The following is a 17,812-nucleotide window of genomic DNA, read 5'->3' as shown; positions in this document are numbered from 1 at the left end:
ATCAGCTCGCGGCCAGGGTCTCCAGGGCGTACTCGCTGACGGCGATCAGCGCGTCTCTGGCCGACCGGCGATCGCGGGCGTCGACCGTGATCACCGGGATGTGCCGGGGCAGCGTCAGCGCCTCGCGCACCGCCTCGACGGGATAGCGTGGTGCGCCGTCGAATTCGTTGACCGCGATCAGAAACGGCAGGTTGCGGTGTTCGAAGAAGTCGACGGCGGCAAAGCTGTCCTGCAGGCGCCGGCAGTCGACCAGCACGACCGCGCCGATCGCGCCGCGCACCAGGTCGTCCCACATGAACCAGAAGCGGCGCTGCCCCGGCGTGCCGAACAGGTAGAGCACCAGGTCTTCGGCCAGGGTGATCCGCCCGAAATCCATCGCGACGGTGGTGGTCCGCTTGTCCGGGGTGGCCTCCAGCGCGTCGACGCCGGCCGAGGCGTCGGTGAGCATCGCCTCGGTGCGCAGCGGCATGATCTCCGATACCGCGCCGACGAAGGTGGTCTTGCCGGCCCCGAATCCGCCGGCGATCACGATCTTGGTCGACGCGTGGGCGCCGGAGTCGGGCTGCACCTCAGAGTGCGCGTAAGCCACGCAGTGTCCTTCCTATGAGTTCCTGGCGCTCATCTCTGCTCGACCGCTCAGACAACGTCTTGTGCACCCGAAGGTAGCCGGACAGCACCAGATCTCCGACCAGGACGCGCGCGACGCCGAGCGGAAGGTCCAGGCGGGCCGAGATTTCGGCGACCGACGGGTGCTCGACGCAGAGTCGAATGATTCTGCCTCTCGTGTCGTTCGGCGGCCACCGGTGGGCCAGGCCGGCCTGCAGCGCCTGAATCGGCGCTTCCAGCGGAAGGTCGACGTCGGTGTCGGTCCGTCCCGATGTCAGGGTGTACGGGCGGACCAGGTTCCCCTTACGATGCGCCGGCCAGGTCTCGGGGGTGTCCATCACGGCTCACGAGTGCTGCTGCACGGCGGACCGGCGGGTCGACTGCACCACGCCGCCCACCCGTTCGACGAGGACGGCCATCTCGTAGCCGATCTGACCGATGTCGCACGACGTCAGGGCCAGCGTCGCCAGGTGCGAGCCATCGCCGACCCGCATCAACAACAGGTAGCCGTTTGCCATCTCGACCACCGACTGCAGCACCTGGCCGCCCTCGAACAGCTGCGCGGCGCCGGTGGCCAGGCTGGCCAGCCCGGAGGCCACCGCGGCCAGCTGGTCGGCGCGTTCCCGTGGGAGATGCTCGCTGGCGGCGATGGGCAGCCCGTCGACGGACACCAGCAGCGCGTGGGCGACGCCGGGGACCTCGCGGGCGAACCTGGTCACCAGCCAGTCCAGGGAGTTGTCGGAGGAGGTCATTCTTGGTCGGATCCTTGATCGGTCTCACGGGCGTGCGAACGTCCGGTGCGCACGCCGCCGAAATGGCTACTGAACGAGGCGCGAACCGCCTCGGGGTCGCGGGCCAAGCGGCCGGTGGCCGCGTGCTGCGGCTCCCGGTGCGACGGGGATCTGCCGCTGCGCCGCTCGTCGGGTTCGGCCGGCTCGCCCTGCTCGACACCGTTGGCGCCGCCGGGCACCAGCCGGGCGCCCGGGGTGCGCACCGGCAGGCCGTGGGCGGTGGTGTGCTCCTCGACGGGCTTGTCCTCGGCCGCGGCCGCCAGGGTCCAGCCCCGGTCCCAGACCGACTGCCAATCCAGGTCCGGGCTGTTGACCAGGTCGTGCGGGTCGCCCAGCATCTCCGAGAGCATCCGCCGGTAGATGACGTCATCGTCGGCCGGAGCCGCCGATTTTTCCGGCGGGATGGACCCGACCGGGGCGGGCCGCGCCGGCTGGTCCTGCCGGGTCTGCGTGCGGCCGTCGGCGTCCCGGGACCGGGCCGCGAAGAAAGCCGAGGTGTCCGACGCCGCCCGGGCCGGCGCCGGTTTGGTCCCCGGTGTGGGCATGGGTTTCGGCTGGGGCGCCGATGCGGGTTTGGGCTCCGCCGTGGGGGCCTCCTCCCACCAGGGGGTCGCCAGCTCGCGGCGCTGGCGGCGGGGCAGCTGCTCCGCGGGCGGCGCGGGGACGTCGGTGATGCCGCTGGAGCCCGGGTTGCGGCGCGGCAGCAACGTGACCGACGGCCCGGACGCGTCCGGGGCGGTGCGCGCCGCCGGCTCGAGCGGGCCGTCGGGCATCCCGGCGTCGTCGGAGGGCGCGGGGGCCGCGCTGGCGAGCTTGGCGCTGGGCGACGAGACCGCCCGGATGTGCCGGGGCGCGGCGGACTCGGCGACGGCCGACCCGGCCAGCACCATCGGCGGCAGGTAGATCTCGGCGGTGGTACCCGAGCCCGACTCGTTGGCCGCCGGGCCGCGCAGCCCCACCCGGATGCCGTGCCGCGCCGCGATCCGGCCCACCACGAAAAGGCCCATGTGCCGGGCGTTGTCGGGGCTGACGTCACCCCCGGCCTGCAGCCGCATGTTGGCCATGCGCCGGTCGGTGTCGTTCATCCCCAGACCGGAGTCGGCGATCCGCACCACGACGCCCCCCTGCGGATCTGAGCCGCCGCGCGAGGCGGAGATCCGGGCCGAGCTCGTCGGCGGCGAGTAGCGCAGCGCGTTGTCGATCAGCTCGGCGAACAGGTGGATGGCGCCGCCGGCGACCGCGCCGTTCAGCGAGCACTCGGGCAGCCCGGCGACTTCGACGCGGCGGTAGTCCTCCACCTCGGACACCGCGGCGTTGATCACCGTGGCCAGCGGCACCGGGTCGCGCTGGTCGCGGGCCAGCTGCGCGCCGGCCAGCACCAGCAGGTTGGCGCTGTTGCGGCGCAGCCGCGCCGCAAGGTGGTCGAGCCGGAACAGGCTGTCCAGGCGGTCGGGGTTGTCCTCGTTGCGCTCCAGCCGGTCGATGAGCGCCAGCTGCTGGTCCACCAGCGTGCGGCTGCGCCGCGACATGGTCTCGAACATGTCGTTGACCAGCAGTCGCAACCGCGCCTCGTCGCCGGCCAGCAGCAGGGCCTGCGTGTGCAGCTCGTCGACCGCGTGGGCGACCTGGCCGATCTCCTCGGTGGTGTATACCGGCAGCGGAGTCGGGATCGGTTCGGGCCCACCGGCTTTCACCCGGGCGATCTCCTCCTCGAGATCGGTGTGAGCGACTTTGAGCGCGCCGTCGCGCAGGATGCGCAGCGGCCGCACCAGGGCGCGCGCGACCAGCAGCACGACCCCCAACGCGATCACGATCGCGGCGATCACCAGGACGGTGTCGGTGATCGCGGCCGAGCGGCGCTCGGCGGCCTGGGCGTGCACCGACCTGGTCACCGACGCGGTGGCGTTCTTGATGACCTGGTCGGCGATGTCGTCGGTGGTCTGGATCGAACGCAGCAGGTCGGGGTTGTCGACCAGCACGCTGGCCGGGTCGGACATGATCGCCATCCGGCTGACCATCTGCTGTTGCAGCGTCTTGGCCTCCGGCGACCCGGCCCCGAGCACCTCGCTCATCCCGAACAGCGTCGACGGCTCGGTTCCCGCCAGGGTGGCCATCGAGGTCCGCAGCTGCGGCTCGGGCAGTTCGGCCCCGCGGGTGACCAGGATTTTCTGCATCGTCATCTGGCCGCGGGCGCCCACCGCCCGGCTCAGCCCCTGCGCCTGGGCGCGGATCTTCTCGTCTTCGACGCGCACCGAGGCGTTGATCACGTCCTCGGCCGTCAACAGGATCGGCGCGTAGAGGGTGACCCGCTCCCGCAAACCGAGGGCGGGGTCGGCTGCCTTGTTCACCAGCATCTGACCGCCGTCGAGCAGGTTGGTCACCCCGGAGCGGACCTCGGGGCTGACGTCGGTGTCCAGCCTGGACTGCAGTTCGTACTTGCGCGCCTCGTAATTCTTCTTGGCGCCGTCGACGTCGTGTCCCGTGGAGCCGGCCAGCAGCGCGACATCGAGCGCGGACATGTATTTGGTGATGACCGGGACGACGTCGGCGCGGGTGGCGGCCAGCCGCAGGCCGGCCGCGTTGGCCATGGCGCCGTTGATGCGCAGCACCCCGAAGACCGTCGCCAAGGTCAGCGGGACCAGCACGATCGCCAGCACCTTCCAGCCGACCGGCCAGTTGCTCAGCGACCAAGACGGCGGGCGCTTGGCCGGCGCCGCGTCGGCCCCGCCCACCGGTGCGGGCTGAGCGACTTCCGCCTGGGCCGGGTCGCCCGGGCGGGTGAACATGGTCATGTCATCGCGGCCGCACGACCGGCCGCTGCGCTGACGCTGAGCGCTGAAAGAAACGAGAGGCTCATGAAACTTCCTGCTTTATTTCGCCCGCCCCGCGCCAGATAGGCGTGTGCGCGTGAGTGTGGCAATCCGACGAGTATGACAGCCCGCGGCGCAGGCCACCAGAATCGTTACTGAGCAGACAGGTCCCTCCAAGGTGGCGCCGCGCCCCCCGCGTTCACCCCTGGCAAACACCTCCGAGCGCCTGATCCTAGGCGGGCCGAAGCAGCGCGACGAGGAAATCGGAGTCCTCGGTGAACGGCCGCAGGTCCCAGGTGGACAGCAGCAGATCGGGCGCGAAGCCCGCGTCGACCGCGTCGTTTACGAATGCGTCGAACTCGTAGTCGCGGCCGGCGCCGAAGCCGATCGCCGCGCGGCCGTCGTCGGCGACGTGGGCGCGCAGCCGGCTCAGCACCTGGATCCGGGTGCTCGGCGCCAAGAACGCCATGACGTTGCCGGCGGAGACGATGACGTCGAACGGTTCGGCGATGCCGCGCGAGGGCAGGTCCAGCTCGGCCAGGTCGCCGACCAGCCAGCGGGGGCCGGGGTAGTCCTGTTCGGCCGCTTCGATCAGCGCCGGGTCGACGTCCACGCCCACCACCCGGTGGCCGGCCGTGGCCAGATATCCGCCCAGCCGGCCGGGCCCGCAGCCGGCGTCCAGGATGTGGGCGCCGCGCGGCGCCATCGCGTCCACGAAGCGGGCCTCGCCGGCCAGGTCGTCGCCGGCGCGGGTCATCGCCCGGAAACGCTCGATGTACCACTGTGAATGCCCGGGATCGGCAGCGACCTTCTGCATCCAGATGCTCTGCTCGACCATGCGACCATTATCCCCGTTGTGTTCAAGCTGATGTTTCTGGCGCCGCGGATCCCGCCCAATACCGGCAACGCCATCCGGACGGCGGCGACGACGGGCTGCGAGTTGCATCTGGTCGAGCCGATGGGGTTCGACCTGTCCGAACCCAAGCTGCGGCGGGCCGGGCTGGACTACCACGACCTGGCGTCGGTCACCGTGCACGCCTCGCTGACCGCTGCCTGGGCGGCGCTGTCACCGCAGCGGGTGTTCGCCTTCACCGCGCAGGCGCCCACCTCGTTCGCCGACGTGCGCTACCGGGCCGGCGATGTGTTGATGTTCGGTCCCGAACCCACCGGGCTGGACGCCGCGACGCTGGCCGACCCGCACATCACCGGGCAGGTGCGCATTCCGATGCTGCCGGGCCGGCGCTCGCTGAACCTGTCCAACGCCGCGGCGATCGCCGTCTACGAAGCCTGGCGGCAACACGGCTACGCCGGCGCCACCTGATTCACCAACTGTCCCAGTGTGTGACCTGGCCGGCGGGCAGCCGCTTGGCCGGGCGGAAGTCGGTGCCCTTGGTGTAGGCGATCGGGAACAGTCCGCCCTGGCTGTAGCGGTCGTTCGGGATACCCAGGATGTCGGCGACCCGTTGCTCGCCGTCGCGCAGCAGGTGCAGCGTCGTCCAGCAGGACCCCAGTCCCCGCGAGCGCAGCGCCAGGCAGAAGCTCCAGACCGCCGGGAACAGCGACGCCCAGAACGACACCCCACCCAGCGGCGACTGGTCCGGGCGGCCCTGCAGGCAGGGGATCAGCAGCACCGGCGCGGAGTGCATGTGCTCGGCGAGGTAGGTGGCCGAATCGCGGACCGCGCCCATCCGCTCGCCCCGCGTGTCCCCCTCGGGGTACTCGGCCCCCGGAGCGCTGAGGTAGCCGCGGGCGTTGGCCAGATAGACGTCGGCGATCGCCTTCTTCTTCTCGGCGTCCTCGACGAACACCCATTGCCAGCCTTGCGAATTGGAACCGGTGGGCGCCTGCAGCGCCAGTTCGAGGCATTCCATCAGCACGTCGCGGCCCACCGGCTTGTCGAAGTCGAGGCGCTTGCGGACCGAGCGGGTGGTGGCGAGGACTTCGTCAACGGAGAGGTTCAGGGTCATGCGTGGAGACTATCTGTTGCCGCGAAACTGTATTCCACGACGCGTTTCTCGAGTGAGGCCGTCGCTGGTTGCAGTCTCGCGAAGCGTCACCGGAAGTCGCGGGACTTGGAGCCGACCGCCAGGGTGATGCGGCCCAGCCGCTCGGCGACGACGGTGATCGCGCCGCTGGCGTTTTGGACCTGCCCGCGCACCAGCAGCGCCGGCGCCGAGTTCGCCAGCTTGCGATGCCGCGCCCACACCCATGGCGCGCAGAGCACGTTGACCATCCCGGTCTCGTCCTCGAGGTTGATGAACGTGACCCCCTGGGCCGTGCCGGGGCGCTGGCGATGGGTGACCGCGCCGGCGATCAGCACCCGGTCGCCGTCGGGCACCGAGCCCAGCTTCTCGGCGGGCACCACCCCCAGCGCGTCCAGGTCGGCCCGCAAGAACTGCGTCGGGTAGCTGTCCGGGGAGACGCCGGTGGCCCACACGTCGGCGGCGGCCAGCTCCAGCTCGCTCATCCCGGGCAGCGCCGGGATGAGCGAGGACGATCCCACCCCGGGCAGCCGGCCCGGCCGCTGGGTGGCCGCCGCCCCGGCCGCCCACAACCCCTCGCGGCGGGACATGCCGAAGCAGGAAAAAGCCCCGGCCGTCGCCAGCGCCTCGGTCTGCGGCACGCTCAATTGCAGCCGGGTCGTCAGGTCCAGCAGGGAAGCGAACGGGCCGTTGGCTTTTCGCTCGTCAACCAAGCGCTCGGCCAGATCGTCGCCGATATGGCGGACCGCGCCCAGCCCCAACCGCACCTCGGTTCCGGCGTTCTCCAACGTGGCGTGCGCCAGGCTGGCGTTGACGTCCGGCCCGTGCACCGTCACGCCGTGCCGGCGCGCATCGGCCACCAGCGACTGCGGCGAGTAGAAGCCCATCGGCTGGGCGCGCAGCAGCGCCGCGCAGAACGCCGCCGGGTGGTGCAGCTTGAACCACGACGAGTAGAACACCAGCGACGCGAAGCTCAACGCATGGCTTTCCGGGAAGCCGAAATTGGCGAAGGCCTCCAGCTTTTCGTAGGTGCGGTCGATCACCTCGTCGCTGACGCCGTGCAGCGCACGCATGCCCTCGTAGAACCGGCCACGCAGCCGTCGCATGCGTTCGGTCGAGCGCTTGGACCCCATGGCGCGGCGCAACTGATCGGCCTCGGCGGCCGAGAAGCCGGCGCAGTCGACCGCGAGCTGCATCAGTTGCTCCTGAAAGAGCGCCACTCCCAACGTCTTTCGCAGCGCCGGCTCCATGGACGGGTGGTCGTAGACCACCGGCGCCTCCCCGTTGCGCCGCCGGATGTAGGGATGCACCGACCCGCCCTGGATGGGACCGGGACGGATCAGCGCGACTTCCACCACCAGGTCGTAGAACACCCGCGGCTTCAGCCGCGGCAGCGTGGCCATCTGCGCGCGCGACTCCACCTGGAACACGCCGACGGAATCGGCGCGGGCCAGCATCTCGTACACCGCCGGCTCGGAGAGGTCGAGGCGGGCCAGGTCCACCTCGATCCCCTTGTGCTCGGCCACCAGGTCGATGGCATAGTGCAGCGCGGAAAGCATCCCCAGCCCGAGCAGATCGAACTTCACCAAACCGATTGCCGCACAGTCGTCTTTGTCCCACTGCAGGACGCTGCGGTTCTCCATGCGCGCCCACTCCACCGGGCACACGTCGGCGATCGGGCGGTCGCAGATCACCATGCCGCCGGAATGAATGCCCATGTGCCGCGGCAGGTTCCGGATCTGGTTCGCCAGATCGACCACCGGTTCGGGGATGCCGTCCACGTCGGGTGAGTCGGCGAGCCCGTTCCAGTGGTTGATCTGCTTGCTCCACGCGTCCTGCTGGCCCTGCGAGAAGCCCAGGGCGCGGGCCATGTCGCGCACCGCGATCTTTCCCCGGTAGGTGATGACGTTGGCGACCTGGGCGGCGTAGTCGCGGCCGTATTTGTCGTAGACGTACTGGATGACCTTTTCGCGCTGATCGGATTCGATGTCCATGTCGATGTCGGGCGGCCCGTCGCGGGCCGGCGACAGGAAACGCTCGAACAGCAGCTCGTTGGCCACCGGGTCGACGGGGGTGACACCGAGGGCGTAACAGACCGCCGAGTTGGCCGCCGATCCCCGGCCCTGGCACAGGATGTTGTTTTCCCGGCAGAACCGGGCGATGTCGTGCACCACCAGGAAGTAACCCGGAAACGTCAGGTGGGCAATGACTTTGAGTTCGTGCTCGATCTGGGCATAGGCGCGCGGCGCGCTCTCGGCCGACCCGTAGCGCCGGCGTGCCCCGGCCATGGTCAGCTGCCGCAGCCAGCTGTCCTCGGTGTGCCCGGCGGGCACGTCGAACGGCGGCAGCTGCGGCGCGATGAGCGCCAGCCCGAACGCGCACTGCTCGCCCAGCTCGGCGGCCGCGGTCACCACGTCGGGGCCCTCCACGGGCAGGTGCGCGAACAGCCGGGCCATCTCCGCACCGGAGCGCAGGTGCTCACCGCCCAGCGGGGCCAGCCACCCGGCGGCCGAGTCCAGGGACTCCCGCGCCCGGATGGCGCCCATTGCCATGGCCAGCCGGCGCCGCGACGGCCCCGCGAAATGCGCGCCGGTGGTGGCGACGACGCCCACCCCGAAGCGTGGGGCCAGCGCGGCCAGCGCGGCGTTGCGTTCGTCGTCGAGGGGTTGACCGTGATGGGTGAGCTCGATGCTGACCCGCTGCGCACCGAACCGGTCCACCAGGTCGGCCAGCGCCCGCTCGGCCGCCGATGGGCCGCCCTCGGAAAGCGCTTGGCGCACATGGCCTTTGCGACAGCCCGTCAGGATGTGCCAGTGCCCGCCGGCGGCCTCGGTCAGCGCGTCGAAATCGTAGCGGGGCTTGCCCTTCTCCCCGCCGGCCAGGTGCGCTGCGGCCAGTTGCCGCGACAGCCGCCGGTAGCCCTCCGGACCGCGGGCCAGCACCAGCAGGTGCGGGCCCGCCGGATCCGGCGCTTCGGTGCGGGCCTGGCCACCCAGCGACAGTTCGGCCCCGAACACGGTGCGCATGTCGAGCTCGGCCGCCGCTTCGGCGAACCGCACCGCCCCGTACAGGCCGTCGTGGTCGGTGAGCGCCAGGGCGCGCAAGCCCAGCCGGGAGGCCTCCTCGACCAGTTCCTCCGGGGTGCTGGCCCCATCGAGGAAGCTGAACGCCGAATGCGCGTGCAGTTCGGCATAAGCGACGGACGAGCGGGGCGCCCGGCCGTCATCGGGCGGCCGATACGTCGCGCGCCGGCGCGACACGGGGCCGTCGGATTCCGGGCCCGCCGACTCCCCGGCATGGCGCGGCTTGCTGTCGAGCACCCGCTCCATTTCCGCCCAGCTCGGCGGCCCGTTGAACCAGCCCACGCAACCGAGTATATCGAACTGATGTTCGATAGTTGTCGGCGCGGCCGGCCGGTTTGGTTGCCGTCATCGAGGTGACAGCATCTCGGGTTGACGCCCAACCATCACATGCCGACGCGGCGAGACGGCCAAGAGCACCTAATGTCGTGACCATGCCGGTCATCATCGACCCGCGCCGCCACGACGCGGTGCTGTTCTTCGACGCCGAGGGCGCGCTCGGCTCACCCCTGGCCGCGCAGCTGCGGGAGGTCGGGGTGGGCACCGCGGCCGTCTGGTCGGACGGCCCGGTGCGGGCGGCCGCGGGCCTGAACGTGCGTCCGGGCCGCGCCGTCGTGGTCGCCGGGGACGCGGCGGGCATCGAGGCCGCGCGCACCGCCGGGTTCGCGTTGGTGATCGGTCTGGGCCCGGCGGGGCACGACGCGCTGGATGAGGCCGGCGCCGACGCGGTGGTCGCCGACCTGAGCGAGGTCACCGTGCGCACCGGAGACCGCCGGATGTCGCAACTGCCGGATGCGTTGCAGGCCTTGGCCGATGGGCTGGCCTCCCGGCGGCCGGCCGTGTTCTTCGACTTCGACGGCACGCTCTCCGACATTGTCGACGACCCGGACGCGGCGCGGCCCGTCGCCGGGGCCACCGAAGCGCTGACAAAGCTGGCCGCGCGGTGCCCGGTCGCGGTGCTATCCGGGCGCGACCTGGCCGACGTGTCCAAACGCGTTGGCGTGCCGGGTATCTGGTATGCAGGTAGTCACGGCTTCGAGCTGACCGCGCCCGACGGTACCCATCACCAGAACGATGCCGCGGCCGCCGCCATCGGAGTGCTCGAGGAGGCGGCCGGGCGGCTGCGCGACGAGCTGGGCGGGATCGCCGGTGTTGTGGTGGAGCACAAGCGATTCGGGGTCGCCGCGCACTACCGCAACGTCGCACGGGACCGCGTCGGTGAGGTGCTGGCGGCGGTGCGCGCCGCGGGACGACGGGACCAGCTTCGGGTGACCACCGGCCGCGAGGTCATCGAGCTGCGCCCAGATCTGGACTGGGACAAGGGGAAGACGCTGCGCTGGGTGATCGATCACCTGCACGAGGCCGGATCGGGCGCGCTCACACCGGTCTACCTCGGCGACGACATCACCGACGAGGACGCGTTCGACGCGCTGCGCGCGGGGCCTGTCCACGGCGTACCGATCCTGGTGCGGCACGGCGACGACGGCGACCGCGCGACCGCTGCGCTGTTCGCGCTGGACAGTCCCGCCCGCGCCGGCGAATTCACCGACCGGCTGGCCGCCGAGCTGGACAGTTAAGACCGGGCGTATTCGACCGCGCCGTCGTCGAGCACCACCCGGGCATCGGCCCCATCGGGACCGGACGCCTCGGTGCGGAACACCGCTTTGCCCGGTTCTGTGCGCCAGATCAACGTGGTCAACGTCTCGCCGGGGAACACCGGCGAAGTGAAGCGCGAGGCGATCGAGGTGATGTTCGCCGCGACGCCCCCGCCGAGCTCGGCGACCAGCGCGCGACCCGATACCCCGTAGGTGCACAGCCCGTGCAGGATCGGCTTGGGGAAGCCGGCCAGCTCGCGGGCGAACCACGGGTCGCTGTGCAGCGGGTTGCGATCCCCGGAGAGCCGGTAGATCAGCGCCTGATCTTCGCGGGTGGGCAGCGCGATCCGGGCGTCGGGCTCGCGGTCGGGGAATTCGGGTGCGACCGGCCGCTGACCCGGCATCCCGCCGAAGCCGCCCTCGCCCCGGATGACCAGCGTGGTGAGCGTCTCGGCGATCAGCTGCCCGGATTCCGGATCGGTGCCTCGCCCGCGCAGCACCAGGATCGCGTTCTTGCCCTCGCCCTTGTCCTGGATGTCGGCGACCTCGGACACCACCGAGAGCTTGCCCGCGGGCGGCAGCGGCGCATGCAGCCGGATGCTCTGCGATCCGTGTAACAGCATGGCCCAGTTGAACTTTCCGACCAGGCCGGCCGCGCCGAAGGCCGGGCAGCAGATCACCGCGTAGGTCGGCAGCACCTGCTGGTCGATGTCGTGGCTGTTCTCGGTGGTGAATGCCAGGTCGTCGATCCCGGCGCCCACGCCGAGCGCATAAAGCAGCGTGTCCCGATCGGCCCATTCGAACTGCATGGGTTCGGTGACCGCGCCGACGGCACTCGGATCAATCGCCATGGAAGTCTCCTGATCGGTGGTAGGGATCCTCGGTCCACTCTGGCATCCGGCGAAATGAGGGGTTGAGCAAGGCCCTCTCCCCCCGGACCCGGCGGTAACAAAGCGTCGCAAACCCTTCCCACCGAAGCCGTCGGCAGGGCAGGCTATCTCCATGCCCAAGCGCAGCATGATCCGCAAGGCCGGCGTGGCGCTCGCCGCGCTCACCGCCACGATGATCGTCGCCGGCTGCGGCGGCTCACCGCAGGCGCGGTCCATCACGGTGACGTTCATCCGGCACGCCCAGTCGGAGGCCAACGCCGCCGGCGTCATCGACACCGCGGTGCCGGGCCCGGGCCTGACGCCGGAGGGCAAGGGGCAGGCCGAGCAGGTCGCCCACCAACTCGGCCGCAAGGGCTACGACAGCGTCTACGCCTCCACCATGACCCGGGCCCAGCAAACCGCCGCCCCGCTGGCGGCCGAGCTCGGCAAGCAGGTCGAAATCCTGACCGGCATCCAGGAGATCGACGCGGGCTGGTACAACGGCAAACCCGAGTCGATGGCGAAGTCGACGTACATGCTGGCGCCGGTGAACTGGATCAACGGTGACGGCTCCCTCAGCATCCCCGGCTCGGTCAGCGGCAAGGAGTTCAACGACCAGTTCACCGCTGCCGTCAACAAGATCTACAACAGCGGCCACCGCAACCCGGTGGTGTTCTCGCACCGGAACTCGATCATGGTGTGGACGCTGCTGAACGCGCAGAACGCCAAGGACAGCCTGATGAACAGCCACCCGATTCCGAACACGGGTCGCGTGGTGATCAGCGGCAATCCCATGACCGGCTGGACGCTGGTGGACTGGGACGGCATCCGCGACTTCCACAACTGACCTCCCGCGCAAGATCCCCGGTTGACGCGCGCGGCTGCCACCGCCACCATGTCTTCATGCGGTATGTCGTTACCGGCGGTACCGGGTTTATTGGTCGCCGCGTCGTGTCTCGTCTTGTGGAATCCCGGCCCGATGCGCAGGTGTGGGTGCTGGTGCGACGGCAGTCGCTGGGCCGCTTCGAGGGGCTCGCCGCTGACTGGGGCGAACGGGTAAAACCACTGGTCGGCGCGTTGCCGGAGCTTGATCTGAGCGACCAGGCGCTCGCCGAGCTGGGCCGGATCGATCACGTGGTGCATTGCGCGGCGATCTACGACATCACCGCCGGCGAATCCGAACAGCGGGCCGCCAACGTCGAGGGCACCCGCGCGGTGATCGCGCTGGCGCAGCGGTTGGACGCGACGTTGCACCACGTGTCGTCGATCGCGGTGGCCGGCGATTTCGCGGGCGAATACACCGAGGACGATTTCGACGTCGGCCAGCGGCTGCCGACGCCGTATCACCAGACCAAGTTCGAAGCCGAGCTGCTGGTGCGCTCGGCACCCGACCTGCGTCATCGCATCTACCGGCCCGCGGTGGTGGTGGGCGATTCGCGTACCGGCGAGATGGACAAGGTGGACGGCCCGTACTACTTCTTCGGCGTGCTGGCCAAGTTGGCGGTGCTACCCAAACTGACCCCGATCCTGCTGCCCGACACCGGCCGCACCAATATCGTGCCGGTGGACTACGTCGTCGGCGCGCTGGTCGCGCTGATGCACACCGAGGGTCGCGACGGGCAGACGTTCCACCTGACCGCCGAGAAAACCATTGGCCTGCGCGGCATTTACCGCGGCGTGGCCAAGGCGGCCGGGCTGCCTGCGCTACGCGGCTCACTCCCCCGCTCGGTGGCCGCCCCGGTGCTCAAGGCGCGCGGGCGCGCCAAGGTGGTGCGCAACATGGCGGCCACCCAGCTCGGCATCCCCGCCGAGGTGCTCGACGTCGTGGACCTCGCGCCCACCTTTGTCAGCGAGAAGACGCGAGATGCGTTGCGGGGCATTGGGATAGGCGTTCCCGAGTTCGCCGAATACGCGCCCAAGCTGTGGCGGTACTGGGCCGAGCACCTCGACCCCGATCGGGCCCGCCGCGACGATCCGCGAGGACCGTTGCAGGGCCGCCACGTCATCATCACCGGGGCGTCCAGTGGCATCGGCCGGGCGGCGGCGATCGCGGTCGCCGAGCGCGGCGCGACCGTGTTTGCTCTGGCCCGCAACGCCGACGCCCTGGATCAACTGGTTGCCGAGATCCGCGCCAATGGTGGTGTCGCCCATGCCTTTACCTGCGACGTCACCGATTCCGCATCGGTGGAGCACACCGTCAAAGACATCCTGGGCCGCTTCGACCACGTCGACTACCTGGTGAACAACGCCGGCCGGTCCATCCGCCGCTCGGTGGTCAACTCGACCGACCGGTTGCACGACTACGAGCGGGTGATGGCGGTCAACTACTTCGGCGCGGTGCGGATGGTGCTCGCGCTGCTACCCCATTGGCGCGAGCGCCGATTCGGCCACGTCGTCAACGTGTCGAGCGCCGGTGTGCAGGCGCGCAATCCGAAGTACAGCTCCTACCTGCCGTCCAAGGCGGCGCTGGACGCGTTCTCCGACGTGGTGGGCTCCGAGGTGCTGTCCGACCACATCACCTTCACCAACATCCATATGCCGCTGGTCCGCACGCCCATGATCGTGCCGTCGCACCGGCTCAACCCGGTGCCGGCGATCAGCCCCGAGCGTGCGGCGGCCATGGTGGTGCGCGGGCTGGTGGACAAGCCGGCCCGCATCGACACTCCGCTGGGCACCCTCGCCGAGGCCGGCAACTACTTCGCCCCACGGACGTCGCGGCGGATCCTGCACCAGCTCTACCTCGGCTATCCCGACTCGGCGGCGGCGCGCGGGCTGACCACCGAACCGGCTCCCGCGCCCGCCGCGCGGACCCCACGGCGCAAGCCCAGCCGGCCCGTGCGCGCCGTCACCCGCGGCATCCGGACACCCCGTGGAGTCAAGCGGCTGGTCCGCCTGGTGCCCGGCGTGCACTGGTAGTCACTTCTGCAGCGTGAACTGGTTGACGTCGATGTATCCGACCCGGAAGGCGTCGGCGCAACCGGTCAGGTATTTCATGTACCGCTCGTAAACCTCCTCGGACTGCAGCGCGATGGCCTCGTCCTTGTGGGCCTCCAGCGCGGCGGCCCACATGTCGAGGGTCTTCGCGTAGTGCGGCTGCAGCGACTGCACGCGGCTCACCGTGAAACCGTTCGCGGTGGCGCGCTCTTCGACCATCGGTATGGACGGCAGCCGTCCGCCCGGGAAGATCTCCGTGACAATGAATTTGATGAACCGGGCGAACGTGAACGAGATCGGCATGCCGCGGTCGACCATCTCCGTCGGGTGCAACCCGGTGATGGTGTGCAGCAGCATGACCCCGTCGTCGGGCAGCAGGTCGTGCGCCAGGGTGAAGAACGCGTCGTAGCGCTCGTGCCCGAAGTGCTCGAAGGCGCCGATGCTGACGATCCGGTCGACCGGCTCATCGAACTGCTCCCAGCCCTCCAGCAGGACCCGTGCCGACCGCGGGCTGGCGGACTTCGCGATCAGCTGCTCGACGTGATCGGCCTGGTTGCGGCTCAGCGTGAGGCCGACGACGTTGACGTCGTAGCGCTCCACCGCGCGCATCATGGTGGCGCCCCAACCGCAGCCGACGTCGAGCAGCGTCATGCCGGGCTGCAACCCGAGTTTGCCGAGGGCGAGGTCGATTTTGGCGATCTGCGCCTCTTCCAGCGTCATATCGTCGCGTTCGAAGTAGGCGCAGCTGTACGTCTGGGTCGGATCGAGAAATAGCCGGAAAAAGTCGTCCGACAAGTCGTAGTGGGCCTGCACATCGTCGAAGTGCGGCGTTAGATCAGTCCCCTGCGGGGGCTCCGACGTCGTTGGCATCGTGCCAGCCTAGCGCCGGTATGTTGGAGACGATGAACTCGCCCGTTTTCGTTGACGTCGATACCGGCGTGGACGATGCGCTGGCGCTGATCTACCTGTTCGCCAGCCCGGACGCCGACGTGGTCGGCATCGCCTCGACCGGGGGAAACGTTGGGGTGGAACAGGTTTGCGAAAACAATCTGGGCCTTCTTGCGCTGTGCCAACGCACCGGCATACCGGTTTCGCAGGGTTCGCCGGAGACCCTGACCGGGCCGATGCGGCTGCCGTCGAAAGTGCACGGTGCCAGGGGATTGGGCTATGCCGACCTGCCGCCGGGCTCGGGTCGGCTCACCGACTATGACTCGGCGAGCGCCTGGGTGCAGGCGGCGCGGGCCTTTCCCGGTGAGCTCATCGGGGTGGCGACCGGCCCGTTGACCAACCTGGCGCTGGCGCTGCGCGCCGAGCCCGAGCTGCCGGCGCTGCTGCGCCGGCTGGTGATCATGGGTGGGTCCTACGACCACCGGGGTAACACCACCGCGGTGGCGGAGTGGAACATCAGCGTCGATCCCGAGGCCGCGGCCGAGGTGCTGGCCGCCTGGTGTCCGGAAACCGCTGAGCGACAGCGGCTTCCGGTCCTGTGCGGCCTGGACCTGACCCGCAAGGTCGCGTTGACGCCGAATCACCTTGTGCGGCTGGCCGCGGCCGCGGAGTCGGCGACGACACCGCTGAGCGAACACGACGAACCCGGCACCAGGTCGACGGCGTCCAATCCGCTGATCCGGGTGATCGAGGACGCGACGCGGTTCTACCTGGAGGCCTATCACGAACTCGGCCATGGGTATCGGGCACACATGCACGATCCACTGGCCGCCGCCGTCGCGCTGGACCCCGAGCTCGTCACGACGCGCCCGGCGACGGTGGGCATCGAGCTGACCGGAACGCTGACCCGCGCCATGACGGTGACCGATTGGTCGGATCGTCGAAAACCCAACGCGCTGATCGGGATTGACGTGGACGCCGCGGCGTTCTTCGATCGGTTCATCGAACGAGTGGGACGTTTCGCACGGCAATCAGAGGGTGCCCGATGAAGATTCGCGCGATTGAGCTGGTCCGGGCGGGATGGGGCGCCGTGCTGCTGGTCGCGCCCGCCGAGGTGCTCAACCACCTCCATGGGGTGCAGGTCGATCGCAAGGCACTCGTCGTCACCCGGATCCTGGGTGCCCGCCATCTGGCCCAGTCGCTGCTGTCGGGGGTCAACCCCGGCCCGGAGGTGCTGGCGGCCGGGGTCTGGGTCGACGCCGTGCACTCGGCGACGGCGCTCGGCCTGGCCGTGATCGACCGGCGCCGCGCCCGCGGCGGGGTCACCGACGCCGTCGTCGCCGCGTCGTGGGCAGCGCTCGGCTGGCGGCATCTGCGCGCCGGACGGGCCAGGACCGACGGCGTCCGGGGCCGCGACCGGCTGGCCCGCGCCGTGGTGGGCGCCCTGCCCGGTGGGCGCGGGCTGATGGCGCGAGCGCAGGCGGTGCGCGCCGGATAGCGGCGGATCCGCCGGGGGTGCGGTCAAACCAAGAACCAGCAGCTGATAGCGGTTTTTTGGCCACGAATCCCTGGCTTACGCCGTGTCTCGTTGCCCAAGGTTTTCGATGTTGGGACAATGGGGGATCGTATTTGGTGATTTTAGGGAGTGGGGCTCGACGTCCAGCGTCATCGGCTCTCATCGACTGAAAGGTTTTGCGAGTCATGACGGAGCTGGTTACCGGGAAAACGCTGCCGAACGTGGTCGTCACCGGCGTCGCCATGACGACCGCGTTGGCCACTGATGCCGAGAGCACGTGGAAGCTGTTGCTGGACAGCCAAAGTGGTATCCGCAAGCTCGAAGATTCGTTCGTCGAGGAGTTTGACCTGCCGGTGCGCATCGGCGGGCACCTGCTGGAGGAATTCGACGGCGGGCTGACGCGAGCCGAACGGCACCGGATGGGTTACCTGCAGCGGATGTCGACCGTGCTGAGCCGGCGGGTCTGGGAGAACGCCGGCTCCCCCGAGGTCGACCCCGACCGGCTGATGGTGTCCATCGGCACCGGCCTGGGGTCCGCCGAGCAGATCGTGTTCAGCTATGACGACCTGCGGTCCCGTGGCTTCAAGGGGGTCTCGCCGCTGGCCGTATCGAAGTACATGCCCGACGGCGCGGCCGTCGCGGTGGGCCTGGAGCGGCACGCCAGGGCCGGGGTGATCACGCCGGTGTCGGCGTGCGCGTCCGGGTCCGAGGGGATCGCGCAGGCCTGGCGCAACATCGTCT

The 17,812-nt window shown here is 70.0% G+C and carries 16 protein-coding genes; 7 read left to right on the top strand and 9 right to left on the bottom strand.

Annotated elements, in window-relative coordinates; genetic code table 11:
• Position 1: 1 nt before the first annotated feature.
• The 5 genes from BST14_RS21095 to BST14_RS21075 all read right to left on the bottom strand — a co-directional run bounded on the left by BST14_RS21095 (position 2) and on the right by BST14_RS21075 (position 5,045).
• Positions 2-589, bottom strand: coding sequence for a GTP-binding protein (locus BST14_RS21095; protein WP_083066306.1), 588 nt, complete (start codon positions 587-589; stop codon positions 2-4).
• Positions 570-944, bottom strand: coding sequence for a DUF742 domain-containing protein (locus tag BST14_RS21090; protein WP_083066315.1), 375 nt, complete (start codon positions 942-944; stop codon positions 570-572). Before BST14_RS21090 ends, BST14_RS21095 begins: the two co-directional genes overlap by 20 nt.
• 6 nt (positions 945-950) lie before the next feature.
• On the bottom strand, positions 951-1,358 hold the full coding sequence (locus BST14_RS21085; protein WP_083066305.1) for a serine protease inhibitor: 408 nt from the start codon (positions 1,356-1,358) through the stop codon (positions 951-953).
• Positions 1,355-4,189: an ATP-binding protein gene (locus BST14_RS21080; RefSeq protein WP_083066304.1), complete on the bottom strand. Its 2,835-nt coding sequence runs from the start codon at positions 4,187-4,189 to the stop codon at positions 1,355-1,357. Before BST14_RS21080 ends, BST14_RS21085 begins: the two co-directional genes overlap by 4 nt.
• A gap of 250 nt (positions 4,190-4,439) precedes the next feature.
• Positions 4,440-5,045 (bottom strand): class I SAM-dependent methyltransferase, encoded by a 606-nt coding sequence (locus BST14_RS21075; protein ID WP_083066303.1) that lies wholly within the window; start codon positions 5,043-5,045, stop codon positions 4,440-4,442.
• Positions 5,046-5,063: 18 nt separating this feature from the next.
• Between BST14_RS21075 and BST14_RS21070 the strand changes: the two genes are divergently transcribed.
• The gene (locus BST14_RS21070; protein WP_083066302.1) at positions 5,064-5,528 is read left to right on the top strand and encodes a tRNA (cytidine(34)-2'-O)-methyltransferase; all 465 of its coding nucleotides are present in this window, start codon (positions 5,064-5,066) and stop codon (positions 5,526-5,528) included.
• Between the two features lies 1 nt (position 5,529).
• Here the strand turns inward: BST14_RS21070 and BST14_RS21065 are convergent, their stop codons facing one another.
• Both BST14_RS21065 and BST14_RS21060 read right to left on the bottom strand, forming a co-directional pair.
• On the bottom strand, positions 5,530-6,174 hold the full coding sequence (locus BST14_RS21065) for a nitroreductase family protein (protein WP_083066301.1): 645 nt from the start codon (positions 6,172-6,174) through the stop codon (positions 5,530-5,532).
• Positions 6,175-6,260: 86 nt separating this feature from the next.
• Positions 6,261-9,554 (bottom strand): error-prone DNA polymerase, encoded by a 3,294-nt coding sequence (locus BST14_RS21060; RefSeq protein WP_083066300.1) that lies wholly within the window; start codon positions 9,552-9,554, stop codon positions 6,261-6,263.
• Between the two features lie 149 nt (positions 9,555-9,703).
• On the opposite strand from BST14_RS21060, the gene otsB reads away from it, so the two are divergent.
• Complete coding sequence (otsB, locus tag BST14_RS21055) at positions 9,704-10,846, top strand: trehalose-phosphatase (RefSeq protein ID WP_083066314.1); 1,143 nt, start codon at positions 9,704-9,706, stop codon at positions 10,844-10,846.
• Here the strand turns inward: otsB and BST14_RS21050 are convergent.
• On the bottom strand, positions 10,843-11,715 hold the full coding sequence (locus BST14_RS21050) for a MaoC family dehydratase (RefSeq protein ID WP_083066299.1): 873 nt from the start codon (positions 11,713-11,715) through the stop codon (positions 10,843-10,845). The genes otsB and BST14_RS21050 overlap by 4 nt on opposite strands.
• Positions 11,716-11,866: 151 nt before the next feature.
• Between BST14_RS21050 and BST14_RS21045 the strand changes: the two genes are divergently transcribed.
• Both BST14_RS21045 and BST14_RS21040 read left to right on the top strand, forming a co-directional pair.
• A complete protein-coding gene (locus BST14_RS21045; protein ID WP_083066298.1) occupies positions 11,867-12,580 on the top strand; it encodes a histidine phosphatase family protein in 714 nt (237 codons plus the stop codon).
• Between the two features lie 56 nt (positions 12,581-12,636).
• The gene (locus tag BST14_RS21040; RefSeq protein WP_083066297.1) at positions 12,637-14,649 is read left to right on the top strand and encodes an SDR family oxidoreductase; all 2,013 of its coding nucleotides are present in this window, start codon (positions 12,637-12,639) and stop codon (positions 14,647-14,649) included.
• On the opposite strand, the gene cmaA1 is transcribed toward BST14_RS21040, so the two are convergent.
• Positions 14,650-15,537 (bottom strand): cyclopropane mycolic acid synthase CmaA1, encoded by an 888-nt coding sequence (gene cmaA1, locus BST14_RS21035; RefSeq protein ID WP_083066296.1) that lies wholly within the window; start codon positions 15,535-15,537, stop codon positions 14,650-14,652.
• A 32-nt stretch (positions 15,538-15,569) separates the two neighbouring features.
• Here cmaA1 and BST14_RS21030 point away from each other — a divergent pair, with 32 nt between their 5' ends.
• The 3 genes from BST14_RS21030 to BST14_RS21020 form a co-directional block, all read left to right on the top strand.
• Positions 15,570-16,604, top strand: coding sequence for a nucleoside hydrolase (locus BST14_RS21030; RefSeq protein WP_083066313.1), 1,035 nt, complete (start codon positions 15,570-15,572; stop codon positions 16,602-16,604).
• Positions 16,601-17,053, top strand: coding sequence for a hypothetical protein (locus BST14_RS21025; protein ID WP_083066295.1), 453 nt, complete (start codon positions 16,601-16,603; stop codon positions 17,051-17,053). Before BST14_RS21030 ends, BST14_RS21025 begins: the two co-directional genes overlap by 4 nt.
• 203 nt (positions 17,054-17,256) lie before the next feature.
• Positions 17,257-17,812, top strand: a 556-nt coding sequence (locus tag BST14_RS21020; protein ID WP_281252820.1) for a beta-ketoacyl synthase N-terminal-like domain-containing protein, incomplete at its 3' end; no start/stop codon positions are given.

The organism is Mycobacterium arosiense ATCC BAA-1401 = DSM 45069 (genome assembly GCF_002086125.1).
Taxonomy (GTDB): Bacteria; Actinomycetota; Actinomycetes; order Mycobacteriales; family Mycobacteriaceae; genus Mycobacterium; species Mycobacterium arosiense.
This window is presented reverse-complemented; position numbering and strand designations above follow the sequence as displayed.